Genomic DNA, 19,659 nt, shown 5'->3' on the forward strand with positions numbered 1-19,659 from the left:
GGATGGCGACGGAGGGGAGGCAACATCCTAACCGGTAGTGCCGGCCGCTGGCCGGCTCCAGGCGATCCCCTCCACCCGGTAGTGCCGACCGCTGGCCGGCTCCAGGCGATCCCCTCCACCCGGTAGTGCCGGCCGCTGGCCGGCTCCAGGCGATCCCCTCCACCCGGTAGTGCCGGCCGCTGGCCGGCTCCAGGCGATCCCCTCCACCCGGTAGTCCCGGCCGCTGGCCGGCTCCAGGCGATCCCCTCCACCCGGTAGTCCCGGCCGCTGGCCGGCTCCGAGCGACCCCATCATCGCGAGGAGCCGGCCAGCGGCCGGCACTACGTGGATCACCGCTGGCCGAACAGGTGCTTGCGCTCTTCGTCGCTCAACGGCTTGCCCGCATCCGGGTTCACCTGCCTGCGCAGCGCATAGGCGCGCTGGGTGGCCGGGCGGGCGGCAATCGCCGCGTGCCAGCGCTTCAGGTTCGGGAACGCGTCGAAATCGGCCGGCAGCGTGTCGTACGCACCGATCCACGGGTAGCTCGCCATGTCGGCAATGCTGTACGCATCCCCCGCCAGATTGGCGCTGCTGGCCAGGCGCTTGTCCATCACCCCGTGCAGGCGCCGCACTTCGTTGCCGTAGCGCTCGATCGCATAGGGAATCTGCTCGGGCGCGTACACGTTGAAATGCCCCATCTGGCCGCTCATCGGGCCCAGCCCGGCCATCTGCCAGAAAAGCCACTCCAGCACCGCCACCCGGCCGCGGGTGTCGGCCGGCAGGAACTGGCCGGTCTTCTCGGCCAGGTACAGCAGGATCGCGCCAGACTCGAACACGCTCTGCGGTTGCCCACCGTCGGTGGGCTGGTGGTCCACCAGCGCCGGCATCTTGTTGTTGGGCGAAATGGCCAGGAATTCCGGCTTGAACTGGTCGCCGCTGCCGATGTTCACCGGCTTGATCGTGTACGGCAGGCCCAGCTCTTCCAGCAGCAGGGTGACTTTGTGGCCATTCGGGGTCGGCCAGTAATACAGATCGAACATGTCAGGGCCCAGCGGTTCAGGAAGCCTGAGTCTAGTGCGTCAGTTGGGTTGGCAGGGTCATGCAGGCCCGGTAACCTGCGGCGTCTCCCGCAACGCAGCATCCCAGAATGAGCGCGACCCAAAAGCCCATCAGCCCCTTGTCGTCCCTGATCTTCGCCTCGCGCTGGCTGCAGCTGCCGCTGTACCTGGGCCTGATCCTGGCGCAGTGCGTCTACGTGTTCCTGTTCGGCAAGGAGCTCTGGCACCTGCTGCACAAGGCCCACACCATGGGCGAGCAGGAAATCATGCTGCTGGTGCTGGGCCTGATCGACGTGGTGATGATCTCCAACCTGCTGGTGATGGTGATCGTGGGCGGCTACGAGACCTTCGTCTCCCGCCTGCGCCTGGAGAACCATCCCGACCAGCCGGAGTGGCTGAGCCACGTCAATGCCAGCGTGCTGAAGGTGAAGCTGGCGCTGTCGATCATCGGCATCTCCTCGATCCACCTGCTCAAGACCTTCATCGGCGCGGGCAACCTCGACGGCCTGCCCTCGTGCTACAGCCCGGAGTACATCACCGCCGTGCACTCGGCCATGGCCCAGTTCGGCCCCGCCATCGAAGCCTCGTTCAAGTGCTCTGCCATGACGTCCAGCGGCGTGATGTGGCAGACCATCATCCACGGCGCGTTCATTCTGTCGGCCATCGGCATCGCCTACACCGACAAGCTGATGGCCCATACGCCGAGCAAGGCACTGGCACACTGAGCCGGACCCGGGACGGGCGGCGGTGCCCGCGCCGCCGCCCTGCCCCACCCGCCGCCCTGCAAAGCGGGGCGCGGGAATGCTAGATTGAGCACCTGCAACACGGCCTTGGACGACGGGAAACGTCCTTGGCCTTCGGTCGGCCTGACCGCATCAGGCCCTACGTATCGTCGTTCTTCAAAGGGGGAGTTGGATGTCGCACGTCAACACGAAAGCCAAGGTGCGCCTGCTGGCACCGCTGACCCTGGTGGTGGCCCTGGCCGCCTGCTCGGGCAAGGACGAACCGGCGCCGGCCACGCCGTCCGCACCGGCCACACCGGCCGCTGCCGCCGTACCGGCACCTGCGGTGTCGGCCAAGGTCCAGTCGATGGGCACCGAGGAGCTTCGCGACCTGGCCAGCAAGGCCCTGCGCGAGAACCGCATGTACGCCCCGGCCGGCGACAACGCCATCGAGTATTACCTCGCCCTGCGCGACAAGACCCCGGACGACGCCTCGGTGAAGAGCGCGCTGACCGATCTGCTGCCCTACACCCTCATTGCCGCCGAGCAGAGCCTGGGCCGCGAAGACTTCGCCGAAGGCCAGCGCCTGGTGGCGTTGATTGAAAAGGTGGACGCCACCGCGCCGGCCCTGCCGCGCCTGAAGACCGGCATCACCAACGGCATGCAGACCGCTCTCAAGCGCACCCAGGAAGAGACCGACAAGGTCAAGAAGGACGCCGAGAACAAGACCAAGCAGCTGGCGGACCAGCAGCGCCAGCAGCAGGCCAGCGAAGCCGAAGCGGCCAAGCAGATCGCCGCCCAGCAGGACGCCGCCCGCCGCGAGAACGAGCGCCAGGACGGTGAGCGCCAGGCCGCCGCCCGCCGCGAGGCTGAACAGCGACAGCAGGCCGCCGCTGCCGCACAGGCTGCCGCTGCCCGCCAGCCGGCCGCGTCGACCGCTGCCGCCGCCAACACCCTGCGCCCTGTCAGCACCCCGGCACCGCGTTACCCGGCCGATGCGCTGCGTGCCGGTACGTCGGGCGACGTGCTGGTGGAAATCACCGTGGGCACCGATGGCTCGGTCACCAACGCCCGCGTGCTGCGTGCCACCCCGGCCCGCGTCTTCGACCGCGAGGCCCTCAATGCGGTCAAGCGCTGGAAGTTCGAGCCGGTCAGCGCACCGGTCACCACCCGCCGCACCCTGGCCTTCGCGCCGGGCGGTTGATCGGCGTTTGATCCGCGAAAAGCCCCGGAGCGATCCGGGGTTTTTTTTGCCCAACAAAAAGAGAACCCCGTCAGCGAAAAAGGGGACGGAGGAAGTTATTTCGCGATGATGCGGCGACGCTGATCTTGTCTGACGGACGATCCCGCCGTTTCCCTAGGGACTGCACATCAACTGCGTGCCACGCTCAGTATTGACCCGACTTCAGCCTCAGCCATGCCTCGCCGGCCCCGACTGGTTCTGCCGGAATATCCGTTCCATGTCATCCAGCGCGGCGTCAACCGTGCGGCGATCTTTATCGACGATACGGATAGACAGCATTACTGCCGCCTGCTCGGCCGGGCATGTCGTAAGCAGTCGGTGGCTCTGCACGCCTTCGTGCTGATGGGCAATCACGCCCACCTTCTGCTTACGCCCCCAAGATCCGCGGCACTGGCGTTGGCCATGAAGGCGGCGGGCCAAAGCTACGTCCGCTATTTCAATACACGGCACGGCAGAAGCGGGACGCTGTGGGAGGGACGTTACAAATCCTGTTTGGTGGACACCGACAGGTACTTCCTGATGGTCTTGCGTTACATCGAGCTCAATCCAGTCCGCGCGGCGCTGGTAGCCGATCCACAGGATCATGCCTGGTCAAGCGTGCATACACACCTCGGACTTGCCCGGCACCCATTGCTGACACCACATCCGGTCTATCTGGCGCTGGGCGCATCTGCAGTCCTCCGCGCGGAAGGTTACCGACGCTTCCTGGAGGCCGGTATTCCCCCAGAGGAACTGGAGAACATCCAGAACTACGTTCGGCAGGAGAGGGCGTTGGGAGGAACACGATTCCAGAAGATGGTGGCCCAAACACTCAACCGGACATCTGAGTTCAGAACGCCGGGCAGGCCTCGCCGGGAGCGGAGCTGAGGACCATTTGGGTATGGGGCGACGAGCAATGTGGCGAGCGTCGCTCGGACCGCCACTTAACGTCCTCCGTCCCCATTTCTGAATTAACGTCCTCCGTCCCCTTTTTTAAGAGTACCCCGGACGGGTCCGGGGTTCTTCAGGGCCTGTCGGCCGAAGACCGACACCTCTTGGGCGCGTCAGCCGGAAATGGCCAACCGTTCCTGGTGGTAACGGCGCACCGCCGCGAACCACAGCAGCGCGGCCAGGCCGAAGCCAGCGGCCAGGTAGACGGCCCACATCTGCGCGCTGATCTGCTCGTGGCGGATGATCTTCAGCAGCATCTGGTTCTGCGCCAGGAACGGCACCGCGAACTGCCACAGCTCGCTCTTCAGCGGGTACACCATCAGCGCGTAACCCGGCAGCATCGGCAGCAGCATCAGCCACGTCATGTGGCTCTGGGCTTCCTTCATGCTCTTGGCCGCCGCCGACAGGTAGGTCAGCAGCGAGGTGCCGATGAACAGCATCGGCAGCATGATCAGCAGCATCTGCAGCATCGGCAGGAAGCCCATGTTGAGCTGCCGTGCCGCGCTGCTGGTGGACAACTGCGCACTGAGCTTGAACGCCATCAGCGTCAACAACAGCGACGCCAGGCCCACCACGCAGGCCGCAGCGATCTTGCCGCTGACGATCGCGCTGCGCGACGCCGGCGTGGCCAGCAGCGGTTCCAGCGACTGCCGTTCGCGTTCGCCGGCGGTGGTGTCGGTGACCAGGTACGCACCGCCGATGAAGGAGGTGATGGTGAGCAGGATGGGCAGCATCAGCGACAGCATGACGCCGCGCTTGGCTTCCGCCGTGGCCAGGTCCTGGGTGGCCACGTCCAGCGCTCGCCCGACCTGCGCGTCCACGCCCCGCGCCAACAGGCGCAGCGACCCCACCTGCTGGCTGTAGGCGGTGAGCGCCGCCTTCAGGCGTGCGGTGGGAATGTCCGCTGCGCGGCGCGTGCTGTCCTGCACGATCTCCACCAGCGCCGGGCGTCCCTCGGCCCAGTCCGTGCCGAACTCCGGGCTGATCCGCAGGGCGACGTCGATCTGCTGGTCGCGGATCGCCGCGGTCAGGTCCTTCGGCGCCTCGACTGCATTGAGCCCCTGCGCGGCCAGGAAGCGCACCAGGTTCGGGGCGTTCTCGCCGCCGATCGTGGCGATCTCCAGCGGCTTGTCGATCTGGGTCTTGACCCGGCTTTCGGCCAGCTTGCCCAGGCCCAGGATCAGGATCGGGTACAGCAGCGGCCCGAGCAGCAGCGTGAGCAGCAGCGTGCGGCGGTCACGGGAGAGATCGCGCAGTTCCTTGCGCATTACCGTCAACAACGTGGAAAACGCCTTCATGCGTGCAGTCCTTCTTCGGTTCCGATCGCCTTGACGAAGGCATCTTCCAGGTTGGCTTCGCCGGTCTGCGCGCGCAGCTCATCGGCCGTGCCGGAGGCCATCACCGTGCCCTTGGCGATGATCACGATGCTGTCGCACAGCGCGGCCACCTCCTGCATGATGTGGCTGGAGAAGATCACGCACCGCCCCTCGTCGCGCAGACCGCGCAGGAAGCCGCGCAGCGCGCGGGTGGTCATCACGTCCAGGCCATTGGTCGGCTCGTCCAGGATCACGTTGCGCGGGTCGTGCACCAGTGCCCGCGCGATGGCGGTCTTGGTGCGCTGGCCCTGCGAGAAGCCGTCGGTCTGGCGATCCAGAATGTCTTCCATGTCCAGCGCCTTGGACAGCACCTTGGTGCGCTCGCGGATCTGCGTTCCGCTCATGCCGTGCAGTTCGCCGAAGTAGGCGATGTTCTCGCGTGCGGTCAGTCGCTTGTACACACCGCGCGCGTCGGGCAGCACGCCCAGCCGGCGGCGCACCTCCACGGCGTGGGTGGCCGCGTCCAGGCCATCCACCAGCACCCGGCCCTGGTCGGGCGTCATCAAGGTGTAGAGCATGCGCATGGTGGTGGTCTTGCCGGCACCGTTGGGCCCGAGCAGGCCGGTGATGCGGCCGTCCTCGGCCTGGAAGCCGACGTTCTCCACCGCCTTGATCAGGCCGGTCTTGGTCTTGAATGCTTTGTGCAGATTCTCGGCGACGATCATGGTGCCCATCCGTTGAACGAGGTGAAGGCCGGCACCGGGCTCAGCGAATCCAGGCAGGTGGCATCGAGCGATCTGGCGTCGGCCTTGTCCATGAACTGGCCCAGCAGGCGCGGCATGCAGCCGGCATTGAGGGTGCCATGGCCCTGGCCCTTGGCGATGAGGTGGCGGCCGTTGGGCAACGTCTTGAGCACCTGCTCGGCGTAGCGCGGCGGCGTGACCGGATCGAACTCACCGGACAGCAGCAGCACCGGCAGCGGCGCGCTCAGCGGTGCGGTGAAATCCTTCGGGCGCGTGCCCACGTTCCACGACGGGCAGGCCGCGAAGAACATGCGCGCCACGTCCGGGCCCAGCAGGCGGTCGCCAGCGGGTGCTTCCTGGAACCGGTCGTGATCCTCGGCACAGATCACCGACCACTGCATGCCCCGGTTCAGCTGGCCACCCATCGAGCGGCTGGCCAGGCTGTTGAGCGACATCAGCGGCGCGTAACGCCCCTGCGCGGCCTCATCCAAAATGACCGGCAGCAGCGAGGACAGCTCCGGCATGTACGAGAACATGAAGGCCAGGCCGGTGACGGTGTCGGCGTTGATCGTATCGCGGCGGATCTCGGCAGTGCCCGGGTCGCGGTACTCCACCTCCACCGGCGCCTTGGCCAGCGTCGCCATCACGTTGCGCAGCTGGGTGCGGGTATCCACCGGGAAGCGCTTGGCGCAGACCGGGTCCTTCCGGCACTGGGCGGCCTGCAGCTCGATGGCCGCTTCGAAGGTGTTGGCGAAATCGCCGCCCACCACCATGTCGTTCGGGGCCACGCCGTCGATCACCACCGCACGGGTGTGCTGCGGGAAGCGGGCGGCGTACTGCTGGGCCACGCGGGTGCCGTAGGAGGCGCCGATCAGGTTGACCTTGTCCACGCCCAGCGCGGCACGCACCGTGTCCAGGTCGCCGATGGCCTGGGTGGTGGTGTAGAAGCGGGTGTCGGCGCGGTCCACCAGCGTGGCCGCACAGCGCGCCGCGTAGTCGGCGATCAGCGCCGTGGACGGCGTGGCCTTCTCGTCCAGCGGCAGCTCCTTGCCGTCCGCCCCCAGGCAGGTGAGCGGGTTCGACTTGCCGGTACCACGCTGGTCCACCAGGATGATGTCGCGCTTCTTGCGCACTTCGCGCAGCGACTGGTTGACGATGGCCGCCACCTCCGTGGCCGATTGGCCCGGGCCGCCGGCCAGGAAGAACACCGGGTCCTGCTTGCCCTCGCCCTGGTTCTCGGTATCCAGCCACGCAATGTTGAGGCCGATCTTGCGGCCATCGGGCGCGTCGGGATTCTCGGGCACCTGCAGCGTGGCGCACTCGGCCTCCACGTTGCTGCTGGCCTGGGTGCTGGTGAGCGTGCAGGGCTTGAACGTCAGTGTTCCATACTGGCGCTCGGCCCCTTCCGGCGGTGCGTCCGGCGTGGGCTGGCAGGCTGCCAGCAGCAGCAACGCTGCACCGGCGGCCAAGGGACGGCAGGAAAGTCGCATTTCGATCGCATCCTGGATTGAAGGGTCTCAGCATGCCATGACGGACGGGCGGGCTGGATGTGACCGAAGGGGGGCTGGGCTAGTCGAGACGGGGCATGAGCGTCGATGGCGTCGGCAGCACTGCATGCACCGCTACCCCTTTTGGCCGCTCCGCCTATGGCTGCTGATCGCACCCCGCCGCTAACTCGGCCTCGTACTTCAGTAGAGAACTGAGGTCTTGGATCACGGGGGCGCCGCTCGCATACAGGAACGCAAGCGCCTCAGCAGCGAGCGATTCATCATCCTCCATCACGTTCCAACTGCGCCCCGAAGAATCGTAGAACTTTATCAGTCCCACATCACTTCCTGCGGATCGAAAGACGTAGAAGCTGCTGATGGGCGCGTAACTGGACAAGTAGTCGACGATCCTCTCGCGTGAGAAGCTCATTGCATTCACTCCAGCATGCGGATAGACGAGCGCGCACTAACAGAGATTCCTTCGATCAGAACTGCCATTTCAACCTCGTCTGTATCCGCTCATAAAGTCCTTACGCCATTTAAGATATGCATCTCGACTTGGATCCCCTTTCAATACCAAATAATAGTGAATACTGATCACCATCTCGAAGCCGCCCTCATGAAAGAAAAACTCGTCATCCTGCACCCGGAAGCCGATTGATCTGCAAAAAACTGGATCGGTGAATTTTTCGTAGTGCTCGCGAGCGAGTGCCTCAGCCTTCGCGATTGAATAGCCAAAATGAACGGTTAGACCCTTGACTATTCCGTCGAAATAATCGTTGACGTCCTCATCCGCGCAAAGACTTGGGTTCATCTTCATTTCCTCATGCACCGGCTGAGAATATCTTCCGATTTTTCGATATAAAGGCTACTGTGCTGCCCGTCCAGGGCGCAACTCCATTTTGACTCGTGTATCGGTAGATGGTCGTTCCATCCGGGCTGCGAAAAGATTCCCTAATGATCTCAGGCTCGACCGATTGCAGATCCATCATGGTCTCCCAGCACCATGCACAACCGGCAGGCAAGGTGCATCACACCCAACGATTGAAGTCCCGTCTTTGCTCGCTGCAATAGCAGGCCCAACGGAGGCTGGTGAAGTAGTCGCAAGAACACAGCCTGGCATCGCGACATGCCGTTCCAAGTCACACCAATGACGGCATGAATTTGCTAGTTCGGCGCAGGCATAAACGAAAGGAGGGAAATGCCAGCGTTGCCCGGCAAGTACTCCAAGTGACAGTGATACTTTCCTGCAGAGAACAGATCCCAATCTCGTATTGCCTGCCCTGTCAGGGGATTGCGGTCGCCGCCTCCAGTTCGAATGGGGGAGCCAAGCTTGGATCGCGCGACCGAGCGCGAATCGGACATAAGCAGAGCCCATGGAAGCAGAAGTGTACTGGGGCCATAGCCCGAGCCTTCGCCATGTATCTGAACAGTGTCGATTGATTCGCCGTCCTCAGATACCAAGGAGAAGCCGAGGTCACTTGCAGTTACGTAAGTGCGACCTGCAATCCGGGTGGTTACTACGTCGACAAACTCGTGCCTGGTGAGGACGCTATCCAGAACGGGAGCAAGCAGGGAACCAACCAGGGTTTCAGCGGGCAGCATGCTGTGGCTCCACTATCCGTTTTGTGCAAATCAGGGCCATGGGTGTGGCGTCCGTTGCCAGGTTGGTCAGGAGCATAGCGTAACGCTTCTTGCCGGGAGCAATCTGCCCTATGGGAGTGCCGGTGGACCGCCGCGATCGACCGCCCGTCGTCGGTCCGGGAACGGGCCGGGCAACCCCGGTTACAAATGGCCAGATGACAACGACAACGATTCCGGCGCGGCAGATCCGCGCCCATTACGACAGCTCCACCCTCCGCGTTTACCAGGCCTACTCGGACACCATTGCCGACAGCGCCCTCAAGCACCAGACGTTCCTCTCCCCGCCCTTCAAGATGGCGCGGATGACATGGATCAAGCCGTCCTTCCTATGGATGATGTATCGCGCCGGCTGGGGCCATAAGGACCAAGGTCAGGCACGCATCCTGGCCATCGACATTACCCACGAAGGATTCGCCTGGGCACTTGCGCATGGCTGCGCCAGTCATCCCGAGGCGGGCATGGATCCGCAGCAGTGGGAAGCGCTCAAGAACCGCTCGCCCGTGCGTGTGCAATGGGATCCTGAGCGTGACCTGCACCACCGGCCGCTGGATCACCGTGCCATCCAGGTCGGACTGAGTGGCGAGGCCGTACGCCTGTATACCGGGGAGTGGATCCGGCGCGTCACCGATGTCACGCCGCTCGCTCATCGGATCTACGGCTTGGTCGAGGAAGGCAAGCTGGATGAGGCGAGTGCGGCGCTGCCAGGTGAATCGCCGTACACGCCGGGGTGAGGAAGTAGACATATGACAGAGCAACTCACAGAGACCAGCAAGTTCCTCAGCTTTGTACTGCGTCATCAGCCCGAGGCTATCGGGATGACGCTGGACGCCGAAGGGTGGGTTGACGTTGATGCGCTGATCGCCGGCGCCACGTCCCATGGCCGAGACCTGGATCTGGCACTTATCCAGCAAGTCGTGAGCACGAACCTGCGGCGCGGTCCAGTTCAGCCATGAGACTGGAGAACAGCGCTCTGTCAACATCTGACTTGACTGCCTCACGCATCACCGGCCCCAGGTGGTACCGCAACAAATCAATACTTGATTCGTCATCAGGCAGGAACTTCCTGATCTGCAGCACGAACACCTCTGCGGCCATGAATGAGAGGAACACCCTGTAGGGCGTGTTCGACGCAAATGGAAGCCTGGCCAAGTAGTGTTCGGCGAGGCGAATCTGATCGGATCGCTTCCACGACCTTCTGGGCATCAGCTGAAACGCCGTCCCGTAGTTGGGCGTCCCGACCGCGTAGTTCTCCATCAACCAATCCGCTGCGTCATGTGATGACATCTCACGGATCGACTTCGCCTGTTCGATGATTTTGATATCAACCATGAGATCTCACGTGACAAAGGACAAGTGCGAGTTCAAGTGGACTAATTGTGATGCTGCCGCCATTCGACGAACGTTCCATGTTCCGGTTCCAACTTCAGCACCAGGCAGTAGTAGATCCTCATCGCTATCCCGCCTGCTCCTTCATGGAAAGGGTCTCAGCATGCCATGACGAGCGGGCGGGCCGGATGTGACCGAAGGGCGGCTGGGACCTAGTCGGTCCGGCGTGGCAGCGACGGCGGGGTCAGGAATTGCCGAAGGTCCAACAGGGCTGCATGGTGCAGCTGCGATACCCGACCCTTGCTGACGCCGAGCCGCTCGGCCAGGGTCTTGAAGGGAAGATGCTCGAAGTAGTGCGCATGGATGAGCAGACGTGACCGCTCAGGCAGCCGCTGCAACGCCCATTGCAGCCGGGTGTTGATGAGACTGCGTTCGGTGTACTCCTGGGAGGTGCATAGCTGCGCGTCCGCCTGCGCTGCTGTTTGGAACAACAGCGTGCCCCTACGAGCTTGGGGCACGCCGCCATGCACATTAGACTGGCGATTGATCCAGGAGATAGGCGGATACGCCAATAAGACGTTCGCGGATCGGTTCAACTCCTATTATGTCGCTACCGCCCTCTGGACGATAGCAAGCAAGCATTTCGACAGTTTCCTGTAGATAGTCGTCGTCGGGAAACGAGTCATCCAGCAGGAGTTCCAGTCGGTTTGCCGCTTCAATACTCGTGTCGGCACCGGAGATGAATGTCCTTGCCAGCGAAAGAATCTCATCAGTTTTCATATCACTTCCTCCGCGGATTGATGACTGTAATTACGCGTTGACCCGCCGCCACAGCGGCCTCCCAATCTGAGAAGTCCTCATCTCCATAAAGATAGGCATCCTCCTCACCTAGCAAGTCTGCGCCACCCAATTGTGTTATTGCCTTCCAAACGCGCCTGTCAGCTATTTCGACGGCATCGTCAGCGAGAATGGCCTCGGCCCATGCTGCGACAACCTCACGGGACTCACTTCTCTCACGAAGCGCCTTGATCTTTTGTAGGACGGCGTCCCTCGATGCAAGCGCACTCATCTTCACCTCCTTCCTTTGGAACTGCCATCAGCATCAAAGATGCAGCGATCAATTGACCCGAGCGCGAACGAGCGGCCAACTCTCGCGATTTCGACGAACGTCTTCCAGAAGCTGCTTAGCCTCCGCCACGCTACGGCCGGAGCCACGCACGTACGACTCCAACGCTTCGCACAGAAGGCTGCAGAACTTCTCACCGCTCATGTAAACCTCAGGATGTGCAAGCCGATATGCATCCGGGTCTACATCCGCGCGGAAACTTGCCCACACAGGCCATGCTTCATATCCGGGTGCGGCAGAAGGAGAAAAGGAATCTCGTCGCTCAATCATCCATCCCGGCTCACCCGAAACACCACCGATCTCGTGTCCGTCTGCGGCGAGCCAGGATAAGTGGTCAAGTCTTTCCTCACTCAACAAGCAGCCAAGTGAAAAAATCATGGCAGCATCCGGATCCCCCTGCGGAGAGAATCCATCAAGAAAATCAAACGTTTTCCTACTCACTGTTCACCTGATGAATTGGATGAGCGTTCCCCCCACGCACCAATCTCCGGATAGGTATCCGTGCACGTCCACGTGGCTGTCATGGCTGGCCTCGCGTGCGTCCGGAAGTCGCCACCCGGCCCCGGGATAAGATAATGTCGCCCAATCCTCTTGTATAGTCCGGTGCTCCTCGATGCACATACGCCGCTCGCTGTTGGCCGTCACTAGCTTCCACATGTGCCTGTTGGCGACATTGGCCTTGTGCGACATCCCACCGACAGCGGCAGCGGAAGCACGCCCGGCACCGGATGCCCGCGTCGCCCGGGTGGAGGAAGGACTTTCCTCGCCTGTGAAGGTCAAGGGCGCCGCTGGCGGGAAGATCGACCTCCGGGAGCGCATGGCCTTCCACAACGTGCCGGCCGTCAGCATTGCACTCATCGACCAGGGGCGGGTTCAGTGGACACGCGCTTACGGCGTGACCAGCACTGATGGAGAGAACGCCTCTCCCGTCACGCCGGATACCCTTTTCCAGGCGGCCTCTGTCAGCAAGGCTGTCAGCGCAGTGGGTGCGCTCGAGCTGGTCCAGCAAGGCCGGCTTTCGCTGGATGCGCCGGCCAACGACCAGCTGACCGCGTGGAAGATTCCAGACAACGACTTCATCCGCGCCAAGCCGGTGAGCCTGCGCATGCTGCTCAACCACAGCGCCGGGATGACGATCCATGGCTATGACGGCTACGCGCAGGGGCAGCCACTGCCGACCCTGGTGCAGATCCTCTACGGCACCACCCCGGCCAACTCTGACCCGGTGCGGGTGGATGTCCTGCCCGGTAGCCTGTGGCGCTACCCCGGCGGTGGCTACGGCGTCGTGCAACTACTGATGGCCGGGGCGGCCGGGCAGCCGTTTGATCGGTACATGCAGCAGTCCGTGCTGGCGCCACTGGGCATGAAGCACAGTACCTTCGCCGTAGCACTGCCCCCCAGCCAGGACACCAAGGCGGCATCGGGTCACACCCCCGACGGCCACGCGGTCCCGGGACGCTGGCACCGCTATCCCGAGTCGGCGGCGGCGGGCCTGTGGACCACGCCGAGCGATCTTGCGCAGGTGGTGCTCGAGGTCCAGCGCGCCGCGGATGGCAGCGCGGGTGTGCTGCTCTCGCACGACACCGCGCAGATGATGCTCACGCGTGGCCTGGGCGAGTACGGGCTCGGGCTGTACGTCGAGGATCTGGGCGACCGGACCAGCTTCAGTCATAGCGGTGGTACGACCGGCTTCCGCTCGCAGCTGTACGGCTATACGCATAGTGGCCAAGGCGCAGTGATCATGACCAACAGCGACAACGGCGCGGCGCTGATCGGCGAGATTCTGGCCAGTATCTCTGCCGAGTACGGCTGGCCGGAATTCAAGGTGATCGAGAAGGTCGCCATTCCGGGCGATGCCGCACGCAACCGGCAGCTCGCCGGTCGCTACGCGTTGCTGGGCAAAACCGCAGACCTCATTGCCGAGGGCGATCGGCTGTATCTGCAGAGCGCCGTGCTCGGTGCAGGCCGCAGGGAGCTGCATGCGCAGTCGGCGACGAGCTTCTTCATGACCGAGCAGGACATGGTGCTGAAGGTCATGCCCGGCACGGGTGGCAGCACGAGTGGATTCGAGCTGGTCAGCGGCGCCAGCACCTACGCCGCAACGCGATCTGAGTGATGCCTGCGGGACATGCGGTCTGTCAGACGTGGATTGCGCCCTTTTAGCCGGTGCGCCTGTCGGACTCCGCCCGCCCACTCCCTTTCACCTCGTGACGACAAAGGGACTGCGCTCGAAAGCGCATGCTCAAGTCTCCGTCTTCAGGTGGTGTCCCTTTGATGTCGCTCGACTCGATGATGTTCGCAGGGGCCGCGGCAGCCGGACACTGATGCGACAGCCCATGACCTTTCGTCCAGAGCTCCAGCTTGGACGATTCTGTCACGCACTAGAAGTGGCCTTTGATCAGCTCCAGGTATCGTTCCTGGCCATTGAAATTAGAGTCAAGACTCAACGACATCACTGCATCGACAAATGCTTGCGGTGGGCGGTAACCGTGAACGTCTACGTAGTGGTCGAGCATTGATGGGGCAGCCCAATATCGATCTTCCTCAAGGCCGGGAATCCAGATCTCGGACATGCCCAACATGACCTGCCTCCCACGAAATACGAAGCTGCATTGGACGCCGCAAACGGAACAAGGGCGCCAACCCCTGAGCTTGTTTACATGGACGTCCAACGTTTCCGCCGAGCAGAACAACGCTCGTAGCTTGGGAAGGAAATCGTCGGGCACGTGGTCTTTCGGGAAATCGTGTGCGACATCCAACCACCCAACGTTGAGAACATTCCCGAGAGGGCTTTTCAAGTAGTAGGAGTAGCTCGAAAGATCCGGATAGTGCACCTTGATTGCCTCTGTTTCGACATGTTCGGACCACACTCGAACCTGCAGCAGAATAGCCTGAGCCTTGGGACGCCTGGAAGGTTTCCTGCAGATGCTTCCAGGCCGCGTCCGGCCACGCTGGATCTTCTCCAGCACGCAGACGTGGTACTGGATGTCTTCAAGCGTGGCATCGTCCGGCTGCTGCGTCAGCAGCAGGCCGACTTCCCGTTTGGCCGTCACGGGTGGGCTGATGGGGCAGCCCCGGGTCTGATGGGGCGATTCCCCCCCGGGGCCGCGACCCGCCTTACTTGCTGCTGACGTACTTTTCGCGGCGCACCTGCGGGGTGGGCAGGCCGGCTTCCTTCAGCGCCTCGAAGGTCGCATCCACCATGTCCGGGTTGCCGCACAGGTAGGCGATATCCGTGGCCGGGTTCGGCGCGAATTCGGCCAGGTGCTGCTGCACGTAGCCGTGGCGGACGTCCGGGTGCGGGTTCTCGGGCAGCTCGCGAGACAGGCACGGCACGTAGCGGAAGCCCGGGTGGGCGGCCGCGAAGGCGTAGAAGTCGTCGCTGTAGAGCAGCTCGTCCGGGGTGCGGGCGCCCTGCAGCAGCACCACCTCCACCCCGCGCCCGGCCATGGCGGTGGCCAGCAGCGGCAGCATGGAGCGGTACGGGGTGACCCCGGTGCCGGTGGCGATGAGCAGGTAGCGGGCGTTGTGGTCGCCCGGCATCAGGCAGAACCGGCCGAACGGGCCGCTGGCCGTCACGTGGCCGCCGATGTCCAGCCCCTCGAACAGGGCCGTGGCGGCGCCGCCGGGCACGAAACTGACTGCAATATCAACGGCTTCGCCGGGAGCCATGGCATGGTCGTGGATCGTGGCCAGGGAGTAGCTGCGCTTGGTGGCGGTGCCGTCGGCGTACTCGAAATGGACCTGGATGAACTGGCCGGGCTGGAAATCCAGGGGCTGGCCGTCATCACGCAGGAACTGGTAGTGGCCGACGGTCGGGGCGAGCATGCGCCGGTCGATCAGTTTGAGGGGGAATTGAACAGGCACGAATTTGGGAAACAGTGTGTAGCCGGGGCAGACCCTCGGGGCCTTCTATAATAGCCGCTCCCCCGCCCCTATCCAGCGCCGACCCTTGGGCGCGAAGGCAAGAGCTTGGCATCCCAGAACACTCCCGCGTCCAGTACCGCCCCCGCGCTGCGGGTGCGCGACCTCCGCAAGACCTATGACAACGGCACCCAGGCGCTGAAGGGCGTCTCGCTGGACGTTGCCCCGGGCGACTTCTTCGCGCTGCTGGGCCCCAACGGGGCCGGCAAGTCGACCCTGATCGGCATCATCAGCTCGCTGGTGAACCTCAGCGAGGGCCAGGTCGAGGTGTTCGGCAGCGACCTGGTGCGCAACCGCAGCGCCACCATGCGCCTGATCGGGCTGGTCCCGCAGGAGATCAACTTCAACCTGTTCGAGAAGCCCTTCGACATCCTGGTGAACTACGCCGGCTTCTACGGCGTGGCCCGCGCCGAGGCCGAGAAGATGGCCGAGGAGGAGCTCAAGCGCGCCCACCTGTGGGAGAAGGCGCAGGTGATGAGCCGCACGCTGTCGGGCGGCATGAAGCGCCGGCTGATGATCGCCCGGGCGATGATGACCCGCCCGCGCCTGCTGATCCTGGATGAGCCCACCGCCGGCGTGGATATCGAGATCCGCCGCGACATGTGGCGGGTGTTGAAGGAGATCAACGCGGCCGGTACCACCATCATCCTCACCACACACTATCTGGAAGAGGCCGAGCACCTGTGCCGCAACCTGGCCATCATCAACCACGGCCAGATCGTCACCCAGGGGCCGATGCGCGAGCTGCTGGCCAAGCTGGACGTGGAAGGCTTCCTGTTCGATATCGACGGTGAGCTCCCGGCGCAGCTGCCGGTGATCGAGGGCACCACCATGACGGCCATCGACGGGCACACGCTGGACGTGGACATGCCGCGCGCGATGGACCTGAACCGGGTATTCGCGGCGCTCAACGCCTCGGGCATCCGGGTGCGGTCGATGCGGACCAAGAGCAACCGGCTGGAGGAGCTGTTCGTGCGGCTCACCGGCAACCAGGAGAACGTGGCATGAGCAGCACCCCGACCCCGGTCCTGACCGACGGCCAGCGCAACCGCATTGCGCTGATGACGATCGTGCGCCGCGAAGTGGCACGCATCCTGCGCATCTGGGGCCAGACGCTGGTGCCGCCGGCGATCACGATGACCCTGTACTTCCTGATCTTCGGCGGGCTGATCGGCTCGCGCGTGGGCGAGATGGGCGGCTACAGCTACATGCAGTTCATCGTGCCGGGCCTGGTGATGATGAGCGTGATCCAGAACAGCTACGGCAACATCAGCTCCTCGTTCTTCGGCGCCAAGTTCGGCCGCCACGTGGAAGAGCTGCTGGTCAGCCCGATGCCGAACTGGGTGATCCTGTGGGGCTATGTATCCGGTGCGGTGCTGCGCGGACTGATGGTGGGCATCATCGTGCTGATCATCGCGATGTTCTTCACGCCGGTGCGCATTCCGCACCCGCTGGTGACGCTGACCACGGTGCTGCTGGGCGCGACGATCTTCTCGCTGGCCGGCTTCATCAATGCGGTGTACGCCAAGAAGTTCGATGACGTGGCGATCGTGCCGACCTTCATCCTGACCCCGCTGACCTACCTGGGCGGCGTATTCTATTCGGTGAAGCTGCTGCCGACGTGGGCCGAAGCGGCCACCCATGCGAACCCGATCTTCTACATGGTGAACGCGTTCCGCTACGGCCTGCTGGGCACCAGCGACGTGCCGCTGTGGGTGGCCTACGCGCTGATGATCGGCTTCGTGGTGGCGCTGACCGCGCTGGCACTGTGGCTGCTGAAGCGTGGCGTGGGCATGCGGAGCTGACGTCGATGCGGTTCAGCGACTACATCGTCTTTGTCGATGAGAGTGGCGACCATGGCATGGACAGCATCGACAATGGGTACCCGTTGTTTGTGCTGTCCTGCTGCCTGATCAGCAAGCGGGACTACATGAACACCGTGGTCCCGGCGATGCAACTCCATCGGTCTCCAGTTGGCTGATCTGATCGCGCGGCCCATTGGCCTGCGTCAACTGCGACCGGAACAGTCCAACCGGGCGTGGGATGTCATTGAAGCCAAGCTCGATCGGGATGCCGCTGGACGATACCTGGGCTACGGCCTCAAATGCTTTCCTTGAAAAACAAAAGGCCCCGGCGAATCCGCCGAGGCCCAATGCCGACCGGGAATCCCCGATCCAGGCGTGATGATAACAGGGTTCAGGACCATTCACCGGTTCACCCTCAACCGGTTCAGCTTGAACAGACATGGAGCTCAACATGCGCATCCTGATTCTTGGTGCCGGCGGCACCGGCGGCTATTTCGGCGGACGCCTGGCCCAGGCCGGGGTGGACGTGACCTTCCTGGTGCGTCCAGCACGCGCAGCGCAGCTGGACCGCGATGGTCTGGTGATCCGCAGCCCGCTGGGCGATGCGACGTTCCCGGTGGCGCACGTCACCGCCGAGGCCCTGCCGGCACTGGCGATGGAACAGCCCTTTGACCTGGTGATCCTCAGCTGCAAGGCTTACGACCTGGACAGTTCCATCGAGGCGATCGCCCCGGCCATGTCGTCGCGGACCACGGTGCTCCCCATCCTCAACGGCCTGCGCCACTACGCCGCGCTGGATGCGCGCTTTGGCCGCGATGCGGTGCTGGGCGGGCTGTGCTTCATCAGTGCGACCAAGGCCGCTGACGGTGCGGTGCTGCACCTGGCACCGGCGGCGAAGCTGACCTTCGGCGAGCGCGACAACACGGGCAACAGCGCGCGCGTGCTGGCGCTGGCGGCGGCCTGCGTGCAGGCGGGTGTGGACCACGTGGCCAGCACGGCGATCGGACAGGAGCAGTGGATCAAATACACGTTCCTGACCACGCTGGCGGCCGCCACCTGCCTGATGCGCGCCGATGTGGGCACCATCGTGGCCACCGATGACGGCGTGGCGATCGTGCGCGGGCTGTACGACGAGTGCCTGGCCGTGGCCGACGCGGCGGGCGAGCCGATTCCGGACAAGGCGCGGGAGATCGCGCTGGGCGCCACCACGCAGGCCGGATCGGCGCTGAAGGCGTCGATGCTGCGCGACCTGGAAGCCGGCCAGCAGGTGGAGGCCGAGCAGATCGTCGGCGACATGCTGGTGCGGGCGCGCGCGGCGGGCCAGGCGGCGCCGCTGCTGGCGGTCGCCCATGCGCACCTGCAGGCGTACCAGCGCCAACACGCGGGCTGAGCATGACGACCGGTCCTGCCCCTTCGCGCGTGCTGGTGCTGGGGCTGGGGTACAGCGGGCGGCATATCGCGGCGCGGCTGCGGTCGCAGGGCGTGCACTGCAGTGGCACGGTGCGCGATCCGGCGACCGCACCGGCTGATGGCGTGGTCCGCCACCGGCTGGTGGCGGGGATGCCCCTCGATGATGCCCTGCGCGAGGCGATACAGGCCGCGCAGGCGGTGGTGTGCACGGTACCGCCGGACGATGCGGGCGACCCGACCCTGCGCCTGCTGGCGGAGGAACTGCGCAACAGCCCGGCGCTGCGCTGGCTGGGGTATCTCTCTTCCACGGCGGTATACGCGGACCGCGATGGCGGGTGGGTCGACGAAGCCTCGGCCGCCGATGCGGTGGACGATGCGGCGCAGCGGCGATTGCTGGCCGAACGTCAGTGGCGCGAGGTGGCGCGGGACATGGACATTGCGTCGGCGGTGTTTCGCCTGCCGGGCGTGTATGGGCGCGGGCGCAATGCGCTGGTGCAGCTGGCGGAAGGTCGGGCGCGCCACGTGGTACGGCCCGGTCTGGTGTTCAACCGGCTGCATGTGGAGGACCTGGCAGCGGTGGTGGTGGCCGCGATGGGTCTGCCTACGCGCGACGCGATGTATCTGCCCAGCGATGACGAGCCGGCGCCGCCGCAGGCTGTGCTGGCGTTCGCCGCAGCGCTGGGGGGATTTTCCATGCCGCCTGCGCTGGCGTGGGATGACCCATCGCTGAGCCCAACCCTGCGACGGTTCTATGCCAGCAGTAAACGGGTGGACAGCCGCGCCACCCGTGCGACGTTGGGCTGGGTGCCCACCTTCCCGACGTACCGGGACGGGTTGCGGGACGCCCACGAGGCGTAGAGCACCGCCCTGCGGGGCTGCGACGCCATGCGACCCGCGCGGGTCGGCGCTGCAGCCACGCACGGTCTGGCGCTACCGGGGCCACCGC

Annotated in this window: 22 protein-coding genes and 2 pseudogenes; 11 read left to right on the top strand and 13 right to left on the bottom strand. The window is 64.4% G+C overall.

The features are described 5' to 3' along the window. Positions 1-329: 329 nt before the first annotated feature. Positions 330-1,019: a glutathione S-transferase N-terminal domain-containing protein gene (locus AC3ITN_RS18650; protein WP_489391482.1), complete on the bottom strand. Its 690-nt coding sequence runs from the start codon at positions 1,017-1,019 to the stop codon at positions 330-332. A 107-nt stretch (positions 1,020-1,126) separates the two neighbouring features. Here AC3ITN_RS18650 and AC3ITN_RS18655 point away from each other — a divergent pair, with 107 nt between their 5' ends. The 3 genes from AC3ITN_RS18655 to AC3ITN_RS18665 all read left to right on the top strand — a co-directional run bounded on the left by AC3ITN_RS18655 (position 1,127) and on the right by AC3ITN_RS18665 (position 3,869). Beyond that, a complete protein-coding gene (locus AC3ITN_RS18655) occupies positions 1,127-1,762 on the top strand; it encodes a TIGR00645 family protein (RefSeq protein WP_313347566.1) in 636 nt (211 codons plus the stop codon). Between the two features lie 190 nt (positions 1,763-1,952). Beyond that, positions 1,953-2,963, top strand: coding sequence for an energy transducer TonB (locus AC3ITN_RS18660; protein WP_313347565.1), 1,011 nt, complete (start codon positions 1,953-1,955; stop codon positions 2,961-2,963). A gap of 213 nt (positions 2,964-3,176) precedes the next feature. Beyond that, positions 3,177-3,869: a transposase gene (locus tag AC3ITN_RS18665; RefSeq protein ID WP_489391483.1), complete on the top strand. Its 693-nt coding sequence runs from the start codon at positions 3,177-3,179 to the stop codon at positions 3,867-3,869. 176 nt (positions 3,870-4,045) lie between these two features. Here the strand turns inward: AC3ITN_RS18665 and AC3ITN_RS18670 are convergent, their stop codons facing one another. From AC3ITN_RS18670 to AC3ITN_RS18690, 5 genes are all read right to left on the bottom strand, one after another. Continuing rightward, a complete protein-coding gene (locus tag AC3ITN_RS18670; RefSeq protein WP_313347563.1) occupies positions 4,046-5,230 on the bottom strand; it encodes an ABC transporter permease in 1,185 nt (394 codons plus the stop codon). Next, complete coding sequence (locus AC3ITN_RS18675) at positions 5,227-5,973, bottom strand: ABC transporter ATP-binding protein (protein ID WP_489391484.1); 747 nt, start codon at positions 5,971-5,973, stop codon at positions 5,227-5,229. The genes AC3ITN_RS18670 and AC3ITN_RS18675 overlap by 4 nt, the downstream gene beginning before the upstream one ends. Then, positions 5,970-7,481 carry an alpha/beta fold hydrolase gene (locus AC3ITN_RS18680; RefSeq protein WP_489391485.1) on the bottom strand — a complete coding sequence of 504 codons (1,512 nt, stop codon included), beginning with the start codon at positions 7,479-7,481 and terminating at the stop codon, positions 5,970-5,972. Before AC3ITN_RS18680 ends, AC3ITN_RS18675 begins: the two co-directional genes overlap by 4 nt. Positions 7,482-7,635: 154 nt before the next feature. Beyond that, entirely contained in the window at positions 7,636-7,908 is a 273-nt protein-coding gene (locus AC3ITN_RS18685) for a hypothetical protein (RefSeq protein WP_489391486.1), read from the bottom strand. Between the two features lie 69 nt (positions 7,909-7,977). Next, positions 7,978-8,292: a hypothetical protein gene (locus tag AC3ITN_RS18690; protein ID WP_489391487.1), complete on the bottom strand. Its 315-nt coding sequence runs from the start codon at positions 8,290-8,292 to the stop codon at positions 7,978-7,980. Between the two features lie 985 nt (positions 8,293-9,277). Here AC3ITN_RS18690 and AC3ITN_RS18695 point away from each other — a divergent pair. Further along, the gene (locus AC3ITN_RS18695; protein ID WP_489391488.1) at positions 9,278-9,853 is read left to right on the top strand and encodes a DUF4291 domain-containing protein; all 576 of its coding nucleotides are present in this window, start codon (positions 9,278-9,280) and stop codon (positions 9,851-9,853) included. Between the two features lie 12 nt (positions 9,854-9,865). Continuing rightward, positions 9,866-10,048, top strand: a pseudogene (locus AC3ITN_RS18700) (RNA 2'-phosphotransferase); the annotation flags it as partial. Here the strand turns inward: AC3ITN_RS18700 and AC3ITN_RS18705 are convergent. The 5 genes from AC3ITN_RS18705 to AC3ITN_RS18725 all read right to left on the bottom strand — a co-directional run bounded on the left by AC3ITN_RS18705 (position 10,023) and on the right by AC3ITN_RS18725 (position 11,952). Further along, positions 10,023-10,451: a hypothetical protein gene (locus AC3ITN_RS18705; protein WP_489391489.1), complete on the bottom strand. Its 429-nt coding sequence runs from the start codon at positions 10,449-10,451 to the stop codon at positions 10,023-10,025. The pseudogene AC3ITN_RS18700 and the gene AC3ITN_RS18705 overlap by 26 nt on opposite strands. Before the next feature lie 209 nt (positions 10,452-10,660). Next, positions 10,661-10,939 (bottom strand): sigma-70 family RNA polymerase sigma factor, encoded by a 279-nt coding sequence (locus AC3ITN_RS18710; protein WP_489391490.1) that lies wholly within the window; start codon positions 10,937-10,939, stop codon positions 10,661-10,663. Positions 10,940-10,979: 40 nt separating this feature from the next. Then, positions 10,980-11,228, bottom strand: coding sequence for a hypothetical protein (locus tag AC3ITN_RS18715; RefSeq protein WP_489391491.1), 249 nt, complete (start codon positions 11,226-11,228; stop codon positions 10,980-10,982). A 1-nt stretch (position 11,229) separates the two neighbouring features. Then, on the bottom strand, positions 11,230-11,517 hold the full coding sequence (locus AC3ITN_RS18720) for a hypothetical protein (RefSeq protein WP_489391492.1): 288 nt from the start codon (positions 11,515-11,517) through the stop codon (positions 11,230-11,232). 48 nt (positions 11,518-11,565) lie between these two features. Further along, the gene (locus AC3ITN_RS18725; RefSeq protein WP_489391493.1) at positions 11,566-11,952 is read right to left on the bottom strand and encodes a hypothetical protein; all 387 of its coding nucleotides are present in this window, start codon (positions 11,950-11,952) and stop codon (positions 11,566-11,568) included. 391 nt (positions 11,953-12,343) lie between these two features. Between AC3ITN_RS18725 and AC3ITN_RS18730 the strand changes: the two genes are divergently transcribed. Next, positions 12,344-13,690: a serine hydrolase domain-containing protein gene (locus AC3ITN_RS18730; protein WP_489391494.1), complete on the top strand. Its 1,347-nt coding sequence runs from the start codon at positions 12,344-12,346 to the stop codon at positions 13,688-13,690. Between the two features lie 265 nt (positions 13,691-13,955). Here the strand turns inward: AC3ITN_RS18730 and AC3ITN_RS18735 are convergent, their stop codons facing one another. Both AC3ITN_RS18735 and AC3ITN_RS18740 read right to left on the bottom strand, forming a co-directional pair. Then, positions 13,956-14,627 carry a DUF7919 family protein gene (locus AC3ITN_RS18735; protein ID WP_489391495.1) on the bottom strand — a complete coding sequence of 224 codons (672 nt, stop codon included), beginning with the start codon at positions 14,625-14,627 and terminating at the stop codon, positions 13,956-13,958. A gap of 64 nt (positions 14,628-14,691) precedes the next feature. Next, positions 14,692-15,441: a ferredoxin--NADP reductase gene (locus AC3ITN_RS18740; protein WP_489391496.1), complete on the bottom strand. Its 750-nt coding sequence runs from the start codon at positions 15,439-15,441 to the stop codon at positions 14,692-14,694. Between the two features lie 105 nt (positions 15,442-15,546). Here AC3ITN_RS18740 and AC3ITN_RS18745 point away from each other — a divergent pair, with 105 nt between their 5' ends. From AC3ITN_RS18745 to AC3ITN_RS18765, 5 genes and pseudogenes are all read left to right on the top strand, one after another. Beyond that, entirely contained in the window at positions 15,547-16,506 is a 960-nt protein-coding gene (locus AC3ITN_RS18745; protein ID WP_313347551.1) for an ABC transporter ATP-binding protein, read from the top strand. Next, positions 16,503-17,303 carry an ABC transporter permease gene (locus AC3ITN_RS18750; RefSeq protein ID WP_313347549.1) on the top strand — a complete coding sequence of 267 codons (801 nt, stop codon included), beginning with the start codon at positions 16,503-16,505 and terminating at the stop codon, positions 17,301-17,303. The genes AC3ITN_RS18745 and AC3ITN_RS18750 overlap by 4 nt, the downstream gene beginning before the upstream one ends. Positions 17,304-17,308: 5 nt before the next feature. Beyond that, positions 17,309-17,615, top strand: a pseudogene (locus AC3ITN_RS18755) (DUF3800 domain-containing protein). Between the two features lie 139 nt (positions 17,616-17,754). Next, positions 17,755-18,693: a 2-dehydropantoate 2-reductase gene (gene panE, locus AC3ITN_RS18760; RefSeq protein WP_489391497.1), complete on the top strand. Its 939-nt coding sequence runs from the start codon at positions 17,755-17,757 to the stop codon at positions 18,691-18,693. Between the two features lie 2 nt (positions 18,694-18,695). Beyond that, the gene (locus AC3ITN_RS18765) at positions 18,696-19,571 is read left to right on the top strand and encodes an NAD-dependent epimerase/dehydratase family protein (RefSeq protein WP_489391498.1); all 876 of its coding nucleotides are present in this window, start codon (positions 18,696-18,698) and stop codon (positions 19,569-19,571) included. Positions 19,572-19,659: the final 88 nt, after the last annotated feature.

It is taken from the genome of Stenotrophomonas sp. KH_036_B (assembly GCF_057839485.1).

Excerpts from the sequence above, each read along its gene's own strand:
- AC3ITN_RS18650 (WP_489391482.1), bottom strand. The coding sequence starts at position 1,019 with ATGTTCGATCTGTATTACTGGCCGACCCCGAATGGCCACAAAGTCACC.
- AC3ITN_RS18655 (WP_313347566.1), top strand. The coding sequence starts at position 1,127 with ATGAGCGCGACCCAAAAGCCCATCAGCCCCTTGTCGTCCCTGATCTTC.
- AC3ITN_RS18660 (WP_313347565.1), top strand. The coding sequence starts at position 1,953 with ATGTCGCACGTCAACACGAAAGCCAAGGTGCGCCTGCTGGCACCGCTG.
- AC3ITN_RS18665 (WP_489391483.1), top strand. The coding sequence starts at position 3,177 with ATGCCTCGCCGGCCCCGACTGGTTCTGCCGGAATATCCGTTCCATGTC.
- AC3ITN_RS18670 (WP_313347563.1), bottom strand. The coding sequence starts at position 5,230 with ATGAAGGCGTTTTCCACGTTGTTGACGGTAATGCGCAAGGAACTGCGC.
- AC3ITN_RS18675 (WP_489391484.1), bottom strand. The coding sequence starts at position 5,973 with ATGATCGTCGCCGAGAATCTGCACAAAGCATTCAAGACCAAGACCGGC.
- AC3ITN_RS18680 (WP_489391485.1), bottom strand. The coding sequence starts at position 7,481 with ATGCGACTTTCCTGCCGTCCCTTGGCCGCCGGTGCAGCGTTGCTGCTG.
- AC3ITN_RS18685 (WP_489391486.1), bottom strand. The coding sequence starts at position 7,908 with ATGAGCTTCTCACGCGAGAGGATCGTCGACTACTTGTCCAGTTACGCG.
- AC3ITN_RS18690 (WP_489391487.1), bottom strand. The coding sequence starts at position 8,292 with ATGAACCCAAGTCTTTGCGCGGATGAGGACGTCAACGATTATTTCGAC.
- AC3ITN_RS18695 (WP_489391488.1), top strand. The coding sequence starts at position 9,278 with ATGACAACGACAACGATTCCGGCGCGGCAGATCCGCGCCCATTACGAC.
- AC3ITN_RS18705 (WP_489391489.1), bottom strand. The coding sequence starts at position 10,451 with ATGGTTGATATCAAAATCATCGAACAGGCGAAGTCGATCCGTGAGATG.
- AC3ITN_RS18715 (WP_489391491.1), bottom strand. The coding sequence starts at position 11,228 with ATGAAAACTGATGAGATTCTTTCGCTGGCAAGGACATTCATCTCCGGT.
- AC3ITN_RS18720 (WP_489391492.1), bottom strand. The coding sequence starts at position 11,517 with ATGAGTGCGCTTGCATCGAGGGACGCCGTCCTACAAAAGATCAAGGCG.
- AC3ITN_RS18725 (WP_489391493.1), bottom strand. The coding sequence starts at position 11,952 with ATGATTTTTTCACTTGGCTGCTTGTTGAGTGAGGAAAGACTTGACCAC.
- AC3ITN_RS18750 (WP_313347549.1), top strand. The coding sequence starts at position 16,503 with ATGAGCAGCACCCCGACCCCGGTCCTGACCGACGGCCAGCGCAACCGC.
- panE (WP_489391497.1), top strand. The coding sequence starts at position 17,755 with ATGCGCATCCTGATTCTTGGTGCCGGCGGCACCGGCGGCTATTTCGGC.
- AC3ITN_RS18765 (WP_489391498.1), top strand. The coding sequence starts at position 18,696 with ATGACGACCGGTCCTGCCCCTTCGCGCGTGCTGGTGCTGGGGCTGGGG.